General features: G+C 64.0%; 14 protein-coding genes. All 14 read right to left on the minus strand.

All coding sequences use genetic code 11. The features are described from left to right. The coding region (locus QCE64_RS15865) for a type VI secretion system tip protein TssI/VgrG (RefSeq protein ID WP_310004738.1) at positions 1-1,117 on the minus strand (1,117 nt) is incomplete at its 3' end. Between the two features lie 105 nt (positions 1,118-1,222). Next, positions 1,223-3,826, minus strand: a complete 2,604-nt coding sequence (tssH, locus tag QCE64_RS15870; RefSeq protein ID WP_310004740.1) for a type VI secretion system ATPase TssH — start codon at positions 3,824-3,826, stop codon at positions 1,223-1,225. After that, entirely contained in the window at positions 3,819-4,985 is a 1,167-nt protein-coding gene (tssG, locus tag QCE64_RS15875) for a type VI secretion system baseplate subunit TssG (protein WP_310004742.1), read from the minus strand. The genes tssH and tssG overlap by 8 nt, the downstream gene beginning before the upstream one ends. Beyond that, positions 4,949-6,817 carry a type VI secretion system baseplate subunit TssF gene (gene tssF / locus QCE64_RS15880; protein WP_309922873.1) on the minus strand — a complete coding sequence of 623 codons (1,869 nt, stop codon included), beginning with the start codon at positions 6,815-6,817 and terminating at the stop codon, positions 4,949-4,951. Before tssF ends, tssG begins: the two co-directional genes overlap by 37 nt. Then, positions 6,817-7,347, minus strand: coding sequence for a type VI secretion system baseplate subunit TssE (tssE, locus tag QCE64_RS15885; RefSeq protein WP_309932111.1), 531 nt, complete (start codon positions 7,345-7,347; stop codon positions 6,817-6,819). Before tssE ends, tssF begins: the two co-directional genes overlap by 1 nt. 121 nt (positions 7,348-7,468) lie before the next feature. Next, positions 7,469-7,951 (minus strand): type VI secretion system tube protein Hcp, encoded by a 483-nt coding sequence (locus tag QCE64_RS15890; RefSeq protein WP_309920975.1) that lies wholly within the window; start codon positions 7,949-7,951, stop codon positions 7,469-7,471. A gap of 61 nt (positions 7,952-8,012) precedes the next feature. Continuing rightward, positions 8,013-9,470, minus strand: coding sequence for a type VI secretion system contractile sheath large subunit (gene tssC / locus QCE64_RS15895; RefSeq protein ID WP_309906520.1), 1,458 nt, complete (start codon positions 9,468-9,470; stop codon positions 8,013-8,015). Between the two features lie 118 nt (positions 9,471-9,588). Beyond that, positions 9,589-10,161, minus strand: coding sequence for a type VI secretion system contractile sheath small subunit (tssB, locus tag QCE64_RS15900; RefSeq protein WP_310004745.1), 573 nt, complete (start codon positions 10,159-10,161; stop codon positions 9,589-9,591). A 58-nt stretch (positions 10,162-10,219) separates the two neighbouring features. After that, positions 10,220-11,296, minus strand: coding sequence for a type VI secretion system protein TssA (gene tssA, locus QCE64_RS15905; RefSeq protein ID WP_310004747.1), 1,077 nt, complete (start codon positions 11,294-11,296; stop codon positions 10,220-10,222). A 704-nt stretch (positions 11,297-12,000) separates the two neighbouring features. Beyond that, positions 12,001-12,651: a DUF4286 family protein gene (locus tag QCE64_RS15910; RefSeq protein WP_310004749.1), complete on the minus strand. Its 651-nt coding sequence runs from the start codon at positions 12,649-12,651 to the stop codon at positions 12,001-12,003. A 36-nt stretch (positions 12,652-12,687) separates the two neighbouring features. Then, positions 12,688-14,016: an MFS transporter gene (locus QCE64_RS15915; protein WP_309920986.1), complete on the minus strand. Its 1,329-nt coding sequence runs from the start codon at positions 14,014-14,016 to the stop codon at positions 12,688-12,690. A 153-nt stretch (positions 14,017-14,169) separates the two neighbouring features. Next, positions 14,170-14,985 carry an IclR family transcriptional regulator gene (locus tag QCE64_RS15920; RefSeq protein ID WP_309932115.1) on the minus strand — a complete coding sequence of 272 codons (816 nt, stop codon included), beginning with the start codon at positions 14,983-14,985 and terminating at the stop codon, positions 14,170-14,172. A gap of 152 nt (positions 14,986-15,137) precedes the next feature. After that, positions 15,138-15,752: a M15 family metallopeptidase gene (locus QCE64_RS15925; protein WP_309932116.1), complete on the minus strand. Its 615-nt coding sequence runs from the start codon at positions 15,750-15,752 to the stop codon at positions 15,138-15,140. A 230-nt stretch (positions 15,753-15,982) separates the two neighbouring features. Next, complete coding sequence (locus tag QCE64_RS15930) at positions 15,983-16,726, minus strand: hypothetical protein (protein WP_309920996.1); 744 nt, start codon at positions 16,724-16,726, stop codon at positions 15,983-15,985. Positions 16,727-16,937: the final 211 nt, after the last annotated feature.

The following is a 16,937-nucleotide window of genomic DNA, read 5'->3' on the forward strand; positions in this document are numbered from 1 at the left end:
AGCGGAATTGCAGCTTCACGCGGCCGTGCTGGTCGGTCCAGATGGTCTCGCCTGCCGGGCCAACGACCACCGCTGTCTGCGGTCCTGTCGCTTTCGGCAAAGGCGTGATGGAAGGCGCGCGCCAGGGCAGTGAAGTCGGCTGCGCGAGAAACTCCGTGTCGTAACGCGCCGTGCTGCTGCCGCTGGCATCGCCGCCGCTTTGAAACTGATAACTTGCGCCGACGATCAGGTACTCGCGGTTATCGGCCGTTCGTGGACAACCTGTCAACGTGAACAGATAGCCCGGCGCGAAGGCGCGAATCGTGGTGTGACCATGAGCGCTTTCGCTACCGGTCTGCTCTTCTTCGAGCCGCACGCGCGAGTAATGGTTGCCCTCGTCGCCATTGACATAGCCGAGTTGCCAGTTGTACTTCTCGTACGAGCCGTGTTCATCGCTGAGCGGGTTGGCCTGCTGGCTTTGCAGGTCCGCCTTGGGCTTGCGGAAGTCGTAGTCATCGACGACATAGCGGCCCGTGGTGACATTGTCCTCGGTGTGCCAGCGATCGACGCCTTCGGTCTCGGGCAGCGCAATCTGATCGGGCGCGAGATAAGGGAGCGAGGCGTAATCGGGCAGGGCGTCGTGGCCGCTCATGTCATCGGCGAGCACGAGCGTGTGCTGGCCCATCTGATGCGTGAAGTAGTAATAGATGCCTTCCTGCTCCATCAAACGGCTGACGAAGGCGAAGTCAGTCTCCTGGAACTGGGTGCAGTAACCCCAGGTGCGATAGGTGGCGCCCAGGCGGTTGGTAACCGGAAAGCCGTAAGCGGAGAAGACTTCCTGGATGATCTCGACAACCGTCTTCTCCTGGAAGATGCGGCAGTTGACGGAACGCGTGAGGTACCACAGCGAAGGCCGCACAGTGGCGGTATAGATATAACTGCGCGAGGTGAGCGTCTCGCGGCCATTGAACTCGAAGCGGGTGATCTGTCCGTCGAGATAGCGCAGCGCGCCGACCTGCGGCTGGATTTCCAGCGTGAGGGACTTGCCGAGGGCGCTCTTGAGATCGAGCGAAGCATCGCCCGAGACGAGCTGCACCTCGAAGTCGAAGAGAGTGGAAAGGGCTTCGTTTCCTGTCATGGAGCGGAAGCTGAGAGTGCCGACATCAAATGCGCTGCAATACGCGGTTACGACCTGTGCCATTTCTTTCTGCTCACTATCGATTAAGACCTGGGGAAATCCGGTTCAGCAAAGCGTGACTTGAAATTCATTGTTCTCGACGGAGATCCGCACTTCATTCAAGGTGCGGTTTTCGGCCAGCGCGGAGATGATTTCGCGGCTGATGAGGGGCAGGAGCGACTGCGTGATGATCGAATCGATCAAACGGCCGCCGGACTCCACCTCGGCGCAGCGCTCGTGGATCAGCAGGCCCACCTCGGGCGTGTGATGGAACGCGATCTCGTGCTGTTCAGCGAGGCGCCGTCCGATCGTGCGCAGCCGCATCGCGATGATTTCCTCGTACACGGCCCCGGAGAGCGGATAGAACGGCACCACCGTCAGGCGGCCGAGGAAGGCGGCCGTGAAATACTCGCGCAACGCATCGCGGATGCGCCGTTCCACCTGACTGCTCGCGGGCGCGGGCTCTTCCTGCGCGAGACGCATGATCTCGGCGTCGCCGGCATTGGTGGTCAGGATCAGGATCGTGTTGCGGAAGTCGATGCGCCGGCCCTCGCCGTCCTCCATCCAGCCCTTGTCGAAGATCTGGTAGAAGGCTTCCTGCACATCGGGATGGGCTTTCTCCATCTCGTCGAGCAGCACGACGCTATACGGCCGCCGACGCACCGCCTCAGTCAGGATGCCGCCCTCGCCATAGCCGACATAACCCGGCGGCGCGCCCTTCAGCGTCGATACCGTGTGCGACTCCTGGAACTCGTTCATGTTGATGGAGATCAGGTTCTGCTCGCCGCCATACATCACCTCGGCCAGCGCCAGCGCTGTCTCCGTCTTGCCGACACCCGACGGACCGCACAACAGGAACACGCCGACCGGCCGTTGCGGATCGTCCAGCGCGGCGCGCGCGTTCTGCACGCGGCGCGCGATCGCATCCATTGCGGCGGGCTGTCCGATCACGCGGCGCGCCAGCGTCTGCGGCAACGCGAGCACCGATTGCGCTTCGTTGCGCAGCATCCTGCCGGCGGGAATGCCGGTCCAGTCGGCCAGCACCGCCGCGATCGTTTCCACATCCACGTCCACTTGAACGAGCGGCGTATCGCCCTGAAGCGCGGCGAGTTCGGTGCGCAGGCGTGCAAGCGTCGCGCGGCGGTCGCTGGCTTCCTGCGGATCGTGAGGTTCGGCGCGCAATGCGACGATCGCTTCCACCTGTTCGCGCTGCTGCTTCCAGCGCGCCTCGGACGCCGCGAGTTCCTGCTGCCGTTCGGCCAGCGCCTCGCCCAGCGCGGGCCTGATCTCGACCGGCAGGCCGATCAGCCGTTCGCGTTCCAGCGCGGCCTGTTCTGCTTCGAGCGCGCTGATCCGGCGTTGCAGATCCTCGACTGCCGGCGGCGGCGCATGCCGGCCCACGACGACCCGTGCGCACGCGGTATCCATCAGGCTGATGGCCTTGTCGGGCAATTGCCGCGCGGGCAGATAGCGGTTCGACAGGCGCACCGCCGCATCCACCGCCTGATCGAGAATGACGATGCGATGGTGCCGTTCGAGCCGGCCGACCAGTCCGCGCAGCATCGCGACGGCTTCGTCCTCCGAGGGCTCGCGCACCTGTATGGCTTCGAAACGCCGCGTCAGCGCGGGATCGCTTTCGATGTACTTCTTGTACTCGCTCCAGGTCGTCGCGCCGATGGTGCGCAACTGGCCGCGTGCGAGCGCGGGCTTGAGCAGGTTGGCGGCATCGCCGGTGCCGTGCGCGCCGCCCGCGCCGATCAGCCGATGCACTTCGTCGATGAACAGCACCACCGGCCGCGTGCTGCGTTCCACCTCGCTGATGATCTGCTGCAAGCGTGCTTCGAACTCGCCCTTGACGCTGGCGCCCGCCTGCAACAGTCCCATGTCGAGCGAGTAGAGCGTGACGTCGCGCAGGGCGGGCGGCACGTCGCCGGCGGCGATGCGCAAGGCCAGTCCTTCGGCGATGGCCGTCTTGCCGACGCCCGCCTCGCCGGTCAGCAGCGGGTTGTTCTGACGGCGACGCATCAGCACGTCGATGACCTGGCGGATCTCCGACTCGCGGCCCGTGATCGGATCGATGCGGTCGGCGCGCGCCTGCGCCGTCATGTCGACGGCAAAGCGCTGCAACGCGGACTCGGCGGCGGCGCCTTCCGGGGCGGCTTCGGTCTCGGGCGTATCGGCGCTGTCGTTGTCCTCCGCGGACCCGGCGATGACTGCGGGAATCTCGTTCATCACGAGATCCGGGACGAGCTTGCCCCACTGCTGCGACGTGGCGAGCAGCTGATTGCGCAGCGACGGCGTCTTCAGGATGCCGGCCAGCAGGAACGCGCTGCGGATGCGCGCGCGGCCATAGGCAATCGTGCTGTAGACCCATGCGCGTTCGATGGCTTCATCGATGAAGGCGGAGAAGTCGGCGATCGCGCTGGCCCCGCGCGGCAGACGGTCCATCGCGACGGACAGATCGTGATCGAGCCGGCCCGCGTTGAGATCGAAACGCACGATCAGACGATGCAGGTCGCTGTCGTTTTCGGCCAGCATCTGATGGAGCCAGTGCACCAGCTCGACATACGGATTGCCGCGCAGCTTGCACAGCGACGTCGCGCTTTCCAGCGAGCGGAACAGGAACGGATTGAGCTTGCCGTACAGGGCGGGACGGTTGATGTCAGTCATGGCAGGTCACAGGCGATTCGTTTCGGGCCTGTTCGGCGCGCCGCTGGCGCGCATGATGGGCGACGATGCCGGGGCCGTACACGAGGTCGCCGGCATCGGTGGGACTCAGGCGCTCGCCGACCCAGGTGTCCCAGCCCAGGCGCTGCTGCATGCCGACGCTCGCGCCGCGCACATCGGCCCGCGCCAGCAGGACCCTGACGTTCCAGTCCAGTTCGTCGCCGGCATAGAAGCGCACCCAGTCCGCCAGCTGCATCGCCGCTTCGGTATCGGGCAGGAACTGGCGGAAGCGTTCCATCGGCAACGGCCCGATCACGATCTCGAAGCCATGCTGCGCATCCCGCACCGCGCGGCCCAGAACCGCGCCCGCGCCGGACGCATTGGCGCCCAGCCGGAGCGGCAAGGCGCACTGGCGCGCCGGTTCAATGGCGATCCAGCCGGGCGCGTATTCGTTGATGCGCGTCTTCACGCCGAAGTAATCGGCGAGAATCCGGCACAGGCCTTCCGGGTTGCGAGTCTGCCTGACGAGATGCCCGGCCATGTAGTAGCGCGCGTGGTCCGCCACCGCGCCACGTCCCTTGAGCGACGGCTGGCCGAGATGAATCAGGCTCGCGATGTAGTCGTCGAAGCGGGCGTCGCCTGCGCGGTCCAGGCTCGCGCACGGCTGCGCATTCGCCCAGGCGCGGTAGAACAGCGCGATCAGCCGGTGATGAAACAGGTCCGCGAAGCCGGCCAGCGAGGTATCGCCGTGATTGCGCGCCCGCTCGTAGGCGTATTCGGTCAGATGCAGCGGCATCGGACCGTTGGGTCCGAACAGACCGAAGCCGAATACCGAGACCTGCGCGCGCTTGCGCTGATCGCGGCGCACTTCGGCGAGGGCCGCGGGTGCGAACGCAAGCGACGGACGCTGACCGAAGCGCACCGGCTCGTCGCGCGGATGGGACGCACGGCCGAGCCGCACCGGCGTGACCGCACAGGCGTCGATCCAGCGCATCAGCTCGAACAGGTCGTACTCGTAGGGCGCGGCCGCCGCCTGCTCCAGCAGACGGTCGAGCCGCTCCTCGCGCGGCGGCGGGGCGGGTCTGACGGACGGAGCCTCTTCGGTCCGGCCGTAGACCGCCTGTGTCAGGCTGTCGGCCGGCAGCCGATCCGGGGCTTCCATCGTCCGATCTCTCCTCTCTGCAAGGTTTCGATGACCAGTTCGCTGAAGCTGTTCAGCGATACATGGCGCGCAAAAAACTGGTCCAGCACGGCGCCGAACAGATGCATGTCGTACGGTTCGAAGACGGCTTCCTCGAGCAGCACGGTGATGCACACGCCCCGGCCGTACATGATCGGACCCGCATGCGGCAGCGCGCGGCACACGGGCTCGACGCGCACGCTGCGGATGCCCTGGATCTGCTTCGTCAGCGCGGGATCGGCGAGGTCCGCATAGAGCCCGAGCAGCTCGCGCAAGGCGGCGGCGCCCTGCGTGCCGTCGAGATCGGTAAGCGTCAGATAGTTGAGGCCCAGATGGCTGATGAGACGCCAGGTGATCTCGTTCTCCGCGATGGACGCACGCGGCACGCTCGGTCCCTTCAGCACCTTGATGGTCCCCGCCGGCGCCGATACGGTCAGCGTGAAGTCGGCCTTCGCGCCGAGCGGCATCAGGATGGCGAGATCGCGATTGGTACACAGCGCATCCACGGATATGTGGCGCAGCTCGCCGCTGAACGGCGCTTCATGCTGATCGACGAGCGACACGAACACTTCGCTGCCCGCGTAATCGCTGCGGTGATGACCGCGCAGCCGCGCGCTGGACAGGCGCGGTTCACGGCGCGTCGAGAAGTAGCAACCCGCGCTGTTGCGCTGATGCGCATGCGGGGAATAGAACGGCAGGAAGGTCTGCTCCCGGCCTTCGGGACCGCCGTGTCCCGTCACGCGGTTGACGCGGTACACCTCGTAGTCGAGCGGCCGCGAGCGGTCCACGACGATGTGATATTCATGCTGTCGGCGCGACACCGGCATGCGGTCGGTGCGCTTCGGGAACAGGTTGGCGGCGGGTGTGCAATAGAGCGCGAGGCTGCGTGCATCGACCGACCGATACAGTTCTTCCGCGCGCTCGTCGAACATCACCAGCAGCTCGCACGCCGTGCCGGCCGTGCGCAATGCGTCGCGCAATCCGCCGATGCTGAAGAACAGCAGCCGCGACGGATACGCAAAGTACTCGTGCAGGATGCGATGCCCGCTGAATGCGCGCATGTCGTCCGGCAGCAGGGCCTGGCCGGCATCGAGTCCTTCGTGACGGATCGCATCGGCGGGCAGGCTTCGGTAGAGCGGCGTCTTGCTGGCCGGATCGCGCACAGCCGCGGCCACCACGCGCTCGCCGAGCAGCAGCCTGAGCAGATGCTGCGCCTGCTGCGTCTGGCCGCCGAGAAAGAAGCTCAGGCGTTCGAGTGGCAGGTCGGCGAAGCGCGCCGCGCCGTCGGTTTCCAGGCGGATGCGCAATACGCTGCGCACGGTGCGTTGCGGGTCGAGCAAGGCGGACGGCAAGTCTTCCGGCGCCGGCTCCATGCGCACCGCCGTGATGCGGATGGGCCACAGCGTGACCTCGTGCGCGGTCCTGAATTCGCAGGCCGTCTGTTCGCCCGCGGTCACGTTGGCGCGCAGGGCGGTGCCGGCGGGCAGGGTATAGCCGCTCGCGAGATTGCCGACGTCGAGATCGGGCGGAATCTGCACGATGGCCATGGCGGGCAGTGGCGACAGATAGCCGGGATAAACCAGTTCCAGCAGCCGCTGCGAGAAGCGCGGGAACTCGGCATCCATCTTCAGGTGGATGCGCGCGGCCAGGAAGCTGAAGCCTTCGAGCAGACGCTCGACATACGGATCGACGACTTCCGTGTCGCGCATGCCGAGCCGGCCCGCGATCTTCGGATACTCGGCGGCGAACTCCGCGCCCAGTTCGCGCAGATAGCTCAGTTCGCGGCTGTAATAGTCGAGCAGGCGGCCGTCCATCATTCGTTCCCCGGCGCTTGCAGCACCATGTAGCCGTTCTCGAGATCGACTTCCGAGCGGAACACGAACTCGAAGGGATAGGGCACGGCCCAGATCTGTCCGCGAATCTCCAGGACCAGCAGGTTGTGATGCAACAGGGAGTCGCTGTTGTTCTCGACGCACTTCACTTGCAGACTGTCGGGAACGATGCGCGTCTCGAACGCCAGGATCGCCTCGCGGATGGTCCGTTCGATGTCGGTCCATTCGATCTCCGACATCCGCAGGCCCGCCAGCGCGCCCGTGCCGAAGTTGATGACGGACTCGCGCACGCCCGCATACGGGGCGAGATCGACAGTCGCTTCGAGGTTCGTCGTGTTGAGCAGCCAGCGCAAGTCGCGCAGCACCGATTCGCGCAGCAACGCGCGCGTCAGCATGAAGGCGCCGTCCGCTTCGCGCCTTTCGTGCGGCGCCTGATCGGTCAGGCGGTCAAGCAAGACGGGCGTCAGCCGGCGTCCGGCCGGTTGCGTATGACGTGATGGCAATTTGCGCATGCTGCTCGCGGTGGTTGATGCGAGTGGGTCGGGGCCTTGCGGCCGGCAAAGGGTCCAGGATCATGACGTTGCATGCCGGGCGAATGCGTCCGCCCGGCGCCACACATTCAGACTCGGTGCGTCAGGCTTCCTGGTTTTGCTTGATGTTCCACGAGAGCGTGCTCGCGCTGCCGCGATTACCCTGGTCGGTCTGCTCCCAGTACTGCTGCTGCACGTTCGCGGCCTGGAACGTGTAGGTCACGAGCACGGCATCGCCCGTACTGGCGGCGGCATGGGTGACGGACGTCACCAGCACTTCGCTGAGCGTGATGCGCTGATACTCGACCTGTGTACCGCCGGCCTTGCAGACGGAGATTTCCACCGTCGGCAGGTGCTTGCCGTTCGAGCAGTACTTCAAAATGGCGGGCGATGCCTTGTCGATCGGCGCCGTCACCTGCAGATCGCTGTAGCTCACCTTGCCCAAGCCGCCGCCGCTGCCGGAAGCCATGCTGCCGGGCTGGTTCGCGCCCCACGCATAGGACTGCACGTTCGACCAGCCCTGATGGTTCGCATCCTTCGATTCGCCTGTTACGCCATCCACCCGCATATACATATCAACAGCCATTTTCAGTTCTCCGGGATTAAATGAAACAAGGGTATCGCCACGGTGATCGTGACGAACGTTGCTACGAAGCACTGCCTTCCTTTAACGATGGCAGCTTGGAAACCAGCCGAAGAGAAACCGTGAGCCCTTCGAGCTGATAGTGCGGGCGTAGAAAGAACTTCGCGGTGTAATAGCCTGGGTTGTCGTCGGCTTCCTCGACCATGACCTCGGCGGCGGCAAGCGGCTTCTTCGCCTTGGTTTCCTGCGAGGAATTGACCGGGTCGCCATCGACATAGCTCATGATCCAGTCGTTGAGCCAGCTCTCCATGTCCCGGCGTTCCTTGAATGAACCGACCTTGTCGCGGACGATGCATTTCAGGTAATGCGCAAACCGGCAGCAGGCGAACAGATACGGCAGCCGTGCCGCCAGGCGCGCGTTTTCAGTGGCGGCGTTGTCGTAGTACTCGCTCGGGCTTTGCAGCGATTGCGCGCCGATGAACGCGGCGACGTCGGAGTTCTTGCGATGCACGAGCGGCATGAAGCCGTTCTTCGCCAGCTCGGCTTCGCGACGGTCGCTGATCGCGATCTCGGTCGGACACTTGGCGTCGACGCCGCCGTCGTCGGAGGGGAACGTATGCATCGGCAGGTTCTCCACCGCGCCGCCCGACTCCACGCCGCGAATCGACGTACACCATCCGTAGTGCTTGAACGAACGGTTGATGTTCGCGGCCATCGCATAGGCCGAGTTGATCCACATGTAGTTGCGGTGATCGACGCCGTCGGTGTTCTCTTCGAAGTCGAATTCATCCACCGGCAGCGTGTTGATGCCGTAGGGCAGGCGGCCCAGGAAGCGCGGCATGGTCAGGCCGATATAGCGGGAATCGTCCGACTCGCGCAGACCGCGCCAGGCGGCGTACTCCGTGTTCTGGAAGATCTTGGTCAGGTCGCGCGGATTGGAAAGTTCCTGCCATGAATCCATCTGCATGACCGAAGGCGAGCCCGCCGCGATGAACGGGCAATGCGCCGCCGCCGCGATCTTCGACAGCTCGCCCAGCATCTCGACATCGGGCGGACTGTGATCGAAATAGAAGTCGCCGACCAGTCCGCCCAACGGCTCGCCGCCGAACTGTCCATACTCTTCTTCATAGATCTTCCTGAACACCGGGCTCTGGTCCCAGGCCACGCCCTTGTAGCGCTTGAGCGTGCGCGCCAGTTCCTTCTTCGAGATCGGCATGAAGCGGATCTTCAGCATCTCGTCGGTTTCGGTGTTGGTGACGAGGTAGTGCAGGCCGCGCCAGGCCGATTCGAGGTTCTGGAAGGCCGGATGATGCAGGATCTCGTTGATCTGGTCGGACAGCTTCCGGTCGATCTCCGCGATGATGGCCTGGATGCCCTGATAGGCATCGGCGGACATCACGGCGGCGTGTTCGAGCGCCTGATGCGCAAGCGTCTTCACCGCGCTTTCGATGGCCTGATGCGCCTGATCCGTCGTCGGCTTGAGCTCCTTGTTCAGCAGATCCCTGAAGTGATCCACCTCCATCGTCTGCGGGTGGTCGGCGTGCTCGGCGTGCTCGGCGTGTCTGGTGGTCGTCATGCGTTTATTCCGTCAGTGAAGTCTGCGCTGTCCATGTCGTGGCGTTCGCGAGGCGGGGACGCGCTCAGGCGTCCTGTTCGCCCGGCTGCGCTGCGTCGGACGGCGCCGCGGATGCGTCGTCCTGCGGTTTCGCGCTTTTGGCGAGCGCCTTGAGCAGCGCCGGATCGGCAAGCGCTTTTGCGAGGAGTTCTTCCGCGCCATTCTTGCCGTCCATGTACGAAAGCAGATTGGCGAGCTGGGTCCGCGCGTCCAGAAGATGACTGAGCGAGTCGACATTGCGGGCAATCCGGCCCGGCGTGAAGTCGTCCATGCTCTCGAAGGTCAGATCCACTTGCAGGCGGCCATCGCCGCCGAGCTTGTTCGGGACCTGGAACACAGCGCGCGGCTGGATGGACTTCATGCGTTCATCCAGGTTGTCGATATCGACTTCGAGGAACTTGCGCTCGCCGATCTCGGGCTGCACCTTGCGGGTATCGCCCGCCAGGTCCGCCATCACGCCCATGACAAAGGGAATCTCGACTTTCCGCTCGCTGCCGTAGATCTCGACGTCATATTCGATCTGCACGCGCGGCGCACGATTCCTGCCGATGAATTGCTGACCGCCCTGACGCGATCGGGTCTGTTTTGCTTTCGTCACGGATTGCCTCCAGTAAGCTTGCTCGTGTGCGCTTGGGTTGGCGTCCAGGCCGCATCGTTCAGCCTGGCTGAACCGGTGGTTCGCCCGGCTTCGGGCTGTTCGCCAGTACGTCGAGTTGCGGAATGCCGGCCGGCATCATGTCCCGCACGATCTCGTAGAAGCTCATGCCCATCAGCCGTATCGCTCGACGAATGAGGAGCGGCGCCGGGTGCCCCGGTTCGTGAAGCTCGAGATAGGCGCAGGCCTTCTGCAGCAACGCGATCACTTCGGCGCGCGAACGCAACGCGTGATGCACCGGGTTCGGCAGCGGCTCGGCTGTGCTATCGGGCAGCGCGCCGGCGAGCGCTTCATGCGGTGAGCCGTGGTCATCGAGCGGCAGCGGCGCGTCGGCAACCTGGCCGCGAAGCGGCTGCGCGGCATCGCCAATGAGGCGCAAGGGCGCTTCGACACTGCGGAAGTCCGGCACCCAGCTATCGCCGAGTTCGCGCTGCACGGTCTGCGCGATGTGCTTCAGTGCCGCGAGAATCTCCGGGATGCGCGCGGTGAGGCTGTGCGGCGCATTCGCCGCGAGCACAAGCTGCTGACGCAGTTCGGGTCCATCCAGATTCAGCGATGCCGCCGCCTGCGAGGCATGGCCATCGAGGAGGGCGGCGGCGTCGCGCATGTTCAGGCTGCCTTGCTTCAGGCGCAGGATGGTGGCGTTGCGGATTGCACGTCCGATGCTTTCGGGATCGCCGAGATTGCGCAGCGCATTGATGCGCATCAGCGGATCGCTTTCGCCATCGGTCTCGATGCGCGGATGCAGCGCCGGCCAATAACGCTCCAGCAATTCGGCGATCAGCGCGACGCCGCGCTGGTATCCGGCCAGCCCGTCCAGTTCGACCCATGCGCGTGTCAGCAGCGTGGCGACCCGCAGATCTTTGGTGCGCTTCAACAGTCCGCTCGCCCGCAAAGCCACCTGATGCCAGTCCGGGTTTTCAGCGGGGATGATCGTCGAGCCGAACTGCTGTTCGGTCTTGCCGACAGCGAGTCGTTCGAGATCGATGAACGCCTGGTCGTAGCTCAGCTCGTCACCACACGGCGCCTCATCCGCGACGGGCTCGAGCAGCGAGCTGTCATGCGGATCGGCTTCCATGGCGGCTGCGTTATCTGACGAGATGTGCATCTTGCGTTCGACGAATAAGAATCGGCTGCCGTCCCGGCTTTCATTCCAGACGCCGTGGAATACATCCATTGGGGCTGGAAAAAAGGAAGTCAGGCGGTTTGAAATACGTCGCGATCGACGTCATGGAAATGACGGACGCGTCAGACTCAGGCGTGAAAGCACGCGGGACGAATAACGGGAACCGGACGACCGTCGCTGGACTGCGCGACGGGCAACCGGGCTTCGATTCAGGGATGATTTGCGTCTGAATGATGCGCGCATCCTGCTTGCGCGCGGCGCTGCTGCTTCCTGACTTGAGAGGCAGGCGGGCCGCTGGCTTGCTGGTTCCGCTCGAGTTCCTGCGCGGCGTTCAAGCCGATCCGCTGCACCGGAACTGCATCTTCACAATCGACGGAGTCAATGTTAGACGCTGAAAACCAATAATGGACATATCACTGTTTTGCATGACGACTGCGCGCTTTTGATGTTTTGAATTCTGTTGCGGCAAATCGATCGATAGCAGAAATCGTTGACGGCTATAACTTACAAATCAACGAATTCATATTACTGGAATATTCTACGGAAACAGGGATTCTTGTCACACGACCATGGTTCTTTCGAGGCTCTCATTATCTTGCAGGACATGGGGCGCTTGATGGGGCTTTTCATCACGCGCCTCGTTTCATGCGTCGAAGTTATCGGTGACTGCCGAAGACCGCGTCGTGAAGTTGAAACGCGCCGTCGAGTTCCGGAACGTCACGGCTTGCTGCCGTGACCGCACGATCAAGCGAAGCGCGGTCCAACGCTTCGATCACGATGAGTCCGGCGAACGCGCCTTCCTCACTGCGGCGCATCGACTTCTCGCGCGTGGAGATGGATGTCGAATCGGACTGCACGCGCATCACGCGGACCGCGACGACCCAGTCCAGTTGCGCAAGCGCATCCAGGCGCTCGCCGGTCAGCGCAGCGGGTATGTCATCTTCGAAGCGTGCGATCGCGATGTGACTGCCATGACCGCGCGCATGTCCCGCTTCATGGCTCAGCGTGCCGCCGCCGCGCCGGAAGTGCATCAGCGTGGGCATGATGCGCTGGGTCCACGGCGTGGGCGCGTTGAGCCGCGTCAGATAGCCCTCGCTCGACATGACTTCGGCATGGTCGAGTTCATAGAGCATCAGGTACTCGGACGGCTTGCTGTCGCGCCGCTTGAAGACACGTCCCGAGCAGAAGCCCGGCACGCTCACCCGCTCGAACACATGTTCGCGCGTGAGCCAGTGCAGATAGTCGGTTTCGGCTTCCGGAGCGATGGTGCTCCAGATAGCCAGCAGGCCGCGGTGTGATTCGTTCATCGGCTTCCTCGTTCGATTTGATGGATAAGATGTCGCTCAAAAGCTGGCCTGCTGCGCGCCGGCGTCGCGTTTGCCGAGGACTTCATCGGCGGAATCCAGGCGGTTCAGATCCACGCCGGCGGTCTCCGGCCCGATCGCGATCATGCAGAAGGACAACACGTTCAATGCCGCGACCAGCGCGACGAGTGGCCACGGCGAGCCATGGCTCAGGTTCAGCAGCCACGTCGCGACCACCGGAATCGGGCCGCCCGCGAACAGGCTCGCGCCGGTGAAGGCCAGCGCCGAGCCGGAATAGCGCACGTTGGTCGGGAAGGCTTCGGCGAACGCCACGGGCTGGATGCCGGTCTGCACTTGCGTGAAGCCCATGAACAGGCCCATTGCGATGGCCATCGGCACGAAGCTGCGGGTGCCCAGCACGGGGAAATAGAACAACATGATGACGAGGGTCGCCGCCGAGGCGAGCATCAGCGCGCGCCTGCGGCCGATGCGGTCGCTCAGCAGGCCGCCGAGAATCGAGCCGGCGACGGCACATGCGTTGGCGATCATCAGCAGCGTGAAGCCGGTTTGCTTCGGCACGCCGAGCGTGTTGGTCAGATAACCGAGCGTGAACACGACCGCGAGATAGAACAGCGCGGTGGGACCGCAAAAGAACAGCATCATGCGGATGATGGTCTTGTAGTGCAGGCGGAATGCATCCTTGAGGGGACTGCTGACCGACGCGACGGCGGACTGCTTCATCTGCAGAAAGGCGGGCGTCTCGGCGACGCGCAGCCGGATATAGATGCCCACGAGCACGAGCAGGAAGCTCATCACGAAGGGAATGCGCCAGCCGTAGCGCGTGAAGGCATCGGCGCTCATGGTCGCGGACAACAGCAAGAGGACCGCATTGGCGAGGATCTGGCTGAGCGGCGCGCACATGCCGATCAGGCCGGAGTACTTGCCGCGCCGGTCGGCGGGTGCGTGTTCCAGCGCCATCAGCTGACCGCCCGTCGATTCACCGCCCAGCGCGAAGCCCTGGATGATGCGCAACAGGACGAGCAGGATCGGCGCGAGCATGCCGATCTGCGCGTAGGTGGGCAAGAGGCCCATCAGCACCGAGGTGATGCCCATCACCGAGACGGTGCCGAGCATAAGATTGCGGCGGCCGATCTTGTCGCCGAAATGGCCGCAGATGATCGCGCCCAGCGGCCGTGCCGCCAGCCCCACGCTGAAGGTGGCCAGCGAGGCGAGCAGGGCGGAGCTGGGCTCCATCGCCGGGAAGAACAGTTTGGGCAGGACCGTGGCGGCCACCGAACCGTATAGCGTGAAGTCGAACCATTCGAGTGCGGTGCCGAAGGTCGCCGCACTGACGGCGCGGTTCGCCATCGATTGCTTGCTGCTTGTTGCGTGTGCCGATTCCAATTTGTCTCCTCCCGGAAGATATGCTGTTGCCGATCGTGCAGGCGTGCGCGTCCCTTCGCATCGGGATGCTAATTAAAATGAAAATGCTGATGCGACAGGCGACGAACGCGCCCGAAGTTATGCCGACATGCTCACTGCGTAATTGGGACCCTGCATGGCGCGGCGAAGCATCGGCGACACGCCGCTGGCTTCGGACAGTTCAGCCGCCGTGGACATCAACGCCGGCACGAGCGCGCTCATGCGCTCTTCGGTGAGACGCGACATCGGGCCTGCGATGATCAGGATGGCGCGCACTTCGCCGGTCGGCGTCCGCACCGGCGTCGCCATCGAACTCATGGCCGGAAGGAACATGTCCTGGGTGGTGGCAAAGCCGTTGGCGCGCGCGGCTTCGATGAGCGGCAGCAGCGCCTTGAAGGTGGTCGGCGCGCGCGGGCCGAAGTCCGATGGCGCGCCGAAGCCCTGTCTGGACACCAGGCGCATGGCTTCTTCGTCGCTCATGCCGGCCAGCCACACGATGCCGGCGGCGCTGCATGACAGCGTGACGGGCCTGCCCATCTCGGGATCGTAGCGAATGCCCTGGCGCGCGCCCTGGGCCTTGGCCACGTAGATCAGTTGCTCGCCGTCGAGGATGGCGAGGCGGACCAGTTCTTCCGAAGTCGACGCGAGCCTTTCGAGGATCGGCTGGGCAACGTCCACGACGCCGCCCGCGCTCAGGAAACGCAGTCCGAGCGACGGCAGTTTCATCGTGAGCATGAACTCGCCGCGCCGTTCGTCCTTGCGCACGTAGTCCTGTTCCATCAGGTCGGCCAGCAGCCGATGCGCGGCGCTGACGGGGACATCGAGCGCGGTTGCGACTTCGGAAAGCGTCCTGCCTTCCGGCGCGTTCGCCAGCTCTTCCAGTACCCGCAGGATTCGATCCGCCACCGCACTCATGCTGTCCTCTCGCTTGGTCCGGCAACCGGCTCCTGCCGCTTGTACCGCGTGCCCATAGTATATTGGAAAGAATTTGCGGTTTGCAAAGACTTTCCAGAATTGCGAGATTGGGGTTTGTACGAGGGATGCGAGACGCCGTTTGCGCTGTGAGGCTAGACGCGCACGCCTTCTACTTCGAACTCTTCGACCGGTCCATAGACCGCATGCGGCTTGCCGGAGACCACGGCCCAGTAACGGTCGCCATAGGACCAGTGCCACCATTCGGACGGATAGTTCACGAAGCCGGCGGCGCTCATGGCATCGCGCAGAATGGCGCGGTTGCGGGCGGCTTCACGCGTGATGAAGGCGCTGTCAGTGAAGCAGGCGCCCGATGACTCGGCGTCGTTGGCGTTGAGGACGGTGCCCATGTCGACGTGACCGCCATCGATATGCTGCAAGCTCAGGTCGATGGCCGCGCCCGTCGGGTGGCCGCCCACTTCCGGCGGCGCGACCCATTGGCTGACTTTCTCGTAGAGGGCATCGCCATCGAGCCAGGGATAGTCGCGCTTGAGCACGTGGGTGTAGTCGCGGAAGTAGCTGCGCTGTACATCGAGCGACCGGTACGCTTCGACCACCAGCAGCCGAAGGTGCGGCGGAAGGCTCCGTGCCGCCGTGACGAGCCGCTTCGCCACATCATGCCGGGACCAGCAGAAGTAATCGCCAGCGCTGGAAATGAGCTGGCGGCTCATGTCCACGGCAATGCGCTCATGAATGCCTTGCAAGTTCACGAAAGCTTCACCGCACTCAATGTATTCCATTCGTTTTATGCTTGGGTGCGCCAGTGTCAGCATTGAAGATTCCTTTAGCGTGAATGAGTTTCTTGTTTGAATCTCCAGTCGATCATGGTTTCTTCGCGCATTGTTCGTCAATAGCGTGATTCACGCGTGCGCTGCTCGGCGCACATAACGAAAATGTAGGGAAGCGCGACAGCCCTGCTTATTCGGACTGTCGTCATGCCTTATTTGGTGGCGGCAACCACGAATGCATCCGAGCGGTCTGCCAGCGTCAGTGCGCCCAGCAGCTCGCTGTTGTTGAAGAACACCGCGCCCGTCACGGTCGCGCCCGGATACAGGCAAGGTGCGGCACCGAACGTAATGGTGGCGTCGAGTACGTTCTTGTCGCCGTGCGGGCGGGTCGTTCCGGCATAGGTGCAGCCGCTCGGTCCGGCGCCCTTGATCGAGCCGTCCAGGCCGATGGTGAAGCTCGTCGCTTCGCCGCCGCGCGTGGATCCGGCCGCGCCCGAATAGGTGCCTGCGACTGCCGGGAGCGTGATAGGGCGTTCATAGGCGAAGTCGTACACCAGGTTGAAGGTGCTGCTGCTCTGTTTCGCCGCGCTCGTGTACAGCGCGCCCTGGATGCTGTTGCGCCCGTTATAGCCGGCGAGCACCGGGGTGTCGCTGGTGCGGCCGCCAGTGATGTCGAAGGTGCGTGCGTTGTCGGACTGGAACGTGCCGTGAGAGGCAGTCGCCGTGCCTTGCACGAGGCCGAAGGTGTTGCTGGCCGTATCGACATAGACGAAGTAGAACGCGCCGCTGTCGAGCACTGCGCCGCCGATCGTGTGGCCGTATGCGTCGCTGCCGGAATAGAGACCTTGTGCGGCGTTCGGTGCGGGCGTGGCTGGCGCGGCATCCGAACCGCCACCGCCTCCGCCACATCCTGCCAGGACCAAGGTAAGCGCGGAGAGGGCAACGACACGTTTCATGCTGGTTTTTATCGAGTGAGTTCGCCCGTGCGGCAAACGTTGTGAGGAGGCGATGACTCGCCGTTCTGGCGGATAACGGCAGTGCGCGGCCGAACTTGAGCGAGGCCGGAATCCGGCTATCGTTTGTACGGCATTGCACGGTTGAAAACGGACTTTGCCTTGAACAATGATTCATTGAACAATCGAAAATGCGGCGAGTTGTATTGCGCAT

It is taken from the genome of Caballeronia sp. LZ043 (assembly GCF_031451075.1).
Classification (GTDB): Bacteria; Pseudomonadota; Gammaproteobacteria; order Burkholderiales; family Burkholderiaceae; genus Caballeronia.

Coding starts and splice junctions, on each gene's coding strand:
- tssC (WP_309906520.1), bottom strand. CDS start 9,470: ATGGAGGTGGATCACTTCAGGGATCTGCTGAACAAGGAGCTCAAGCCG.
- QCE64_RS15920 (WP_309932115.1), bottom strand. CDS start 14,985: ATGAGTGCGGTGGCGGATCGAATCCTGCGGGTACTGGAAGAGCTGGCG.
- QCE64_RS15915 (WP_309920986.1), bottom strand. CDS start 14,016: ATGGCGAACCGCGCCGTCAGTGCGGCGACCTTCGGCACCGCACTCGAA.
- tssA (WP_310004747.1), bottom strand. CDS start 11,296: ATGGAAGCCGATCCGCATGACAGCTCGCTGCTCGAGCCCGTCGCGGAT.
- tssE (WP_309932111.1), bottom strand. CDS start 7,347: ATGCGCAAATTGCCATCACGTCATACGCAACCGGCCGGACGCCGGCTG.
- tssH (WP_310004740.1), bottom strand. CDS start 3,826: ATGACTGACATCAACCGTCCCGCCCTGTACGGCAAGCTCAATCCGTTC.
- QCE64_RS15890 (WP_309920975.1), bottom strand. CDS start 7,951: ATGGCTGTTGATATGTATATGCGGGTGGATGGCGTAACAGGCGAATCG.
- tssG (WP_310004742.1), bottom strand. CDS start 4,985: ATGGAAGCCCCGGATCGGCTGCCGGCCGACAGCCTGACACAGGCGGTC.
- QCE64_RS15910 (WP_310004749.1), bottom strand. CDS start 12,651: ATGAACGAATCACACCGCGGCCTGCTGGCTATCTGGAGCACCATCGCT.
- tssF (WP_309922873.1), bottom strand. CDS start 6,817: ATGGACGGCCGCCTGCTCGACTATTACAGCCGCGAACTGAGCTATCTG.
- QCE64_RS15930 (WP_309920996.1), bottom strand. CDS start 16,726: ATGAAACGTGTCGTTGCCCTCTCCGCGCTTACCTTGGTCCTGGCAGGA.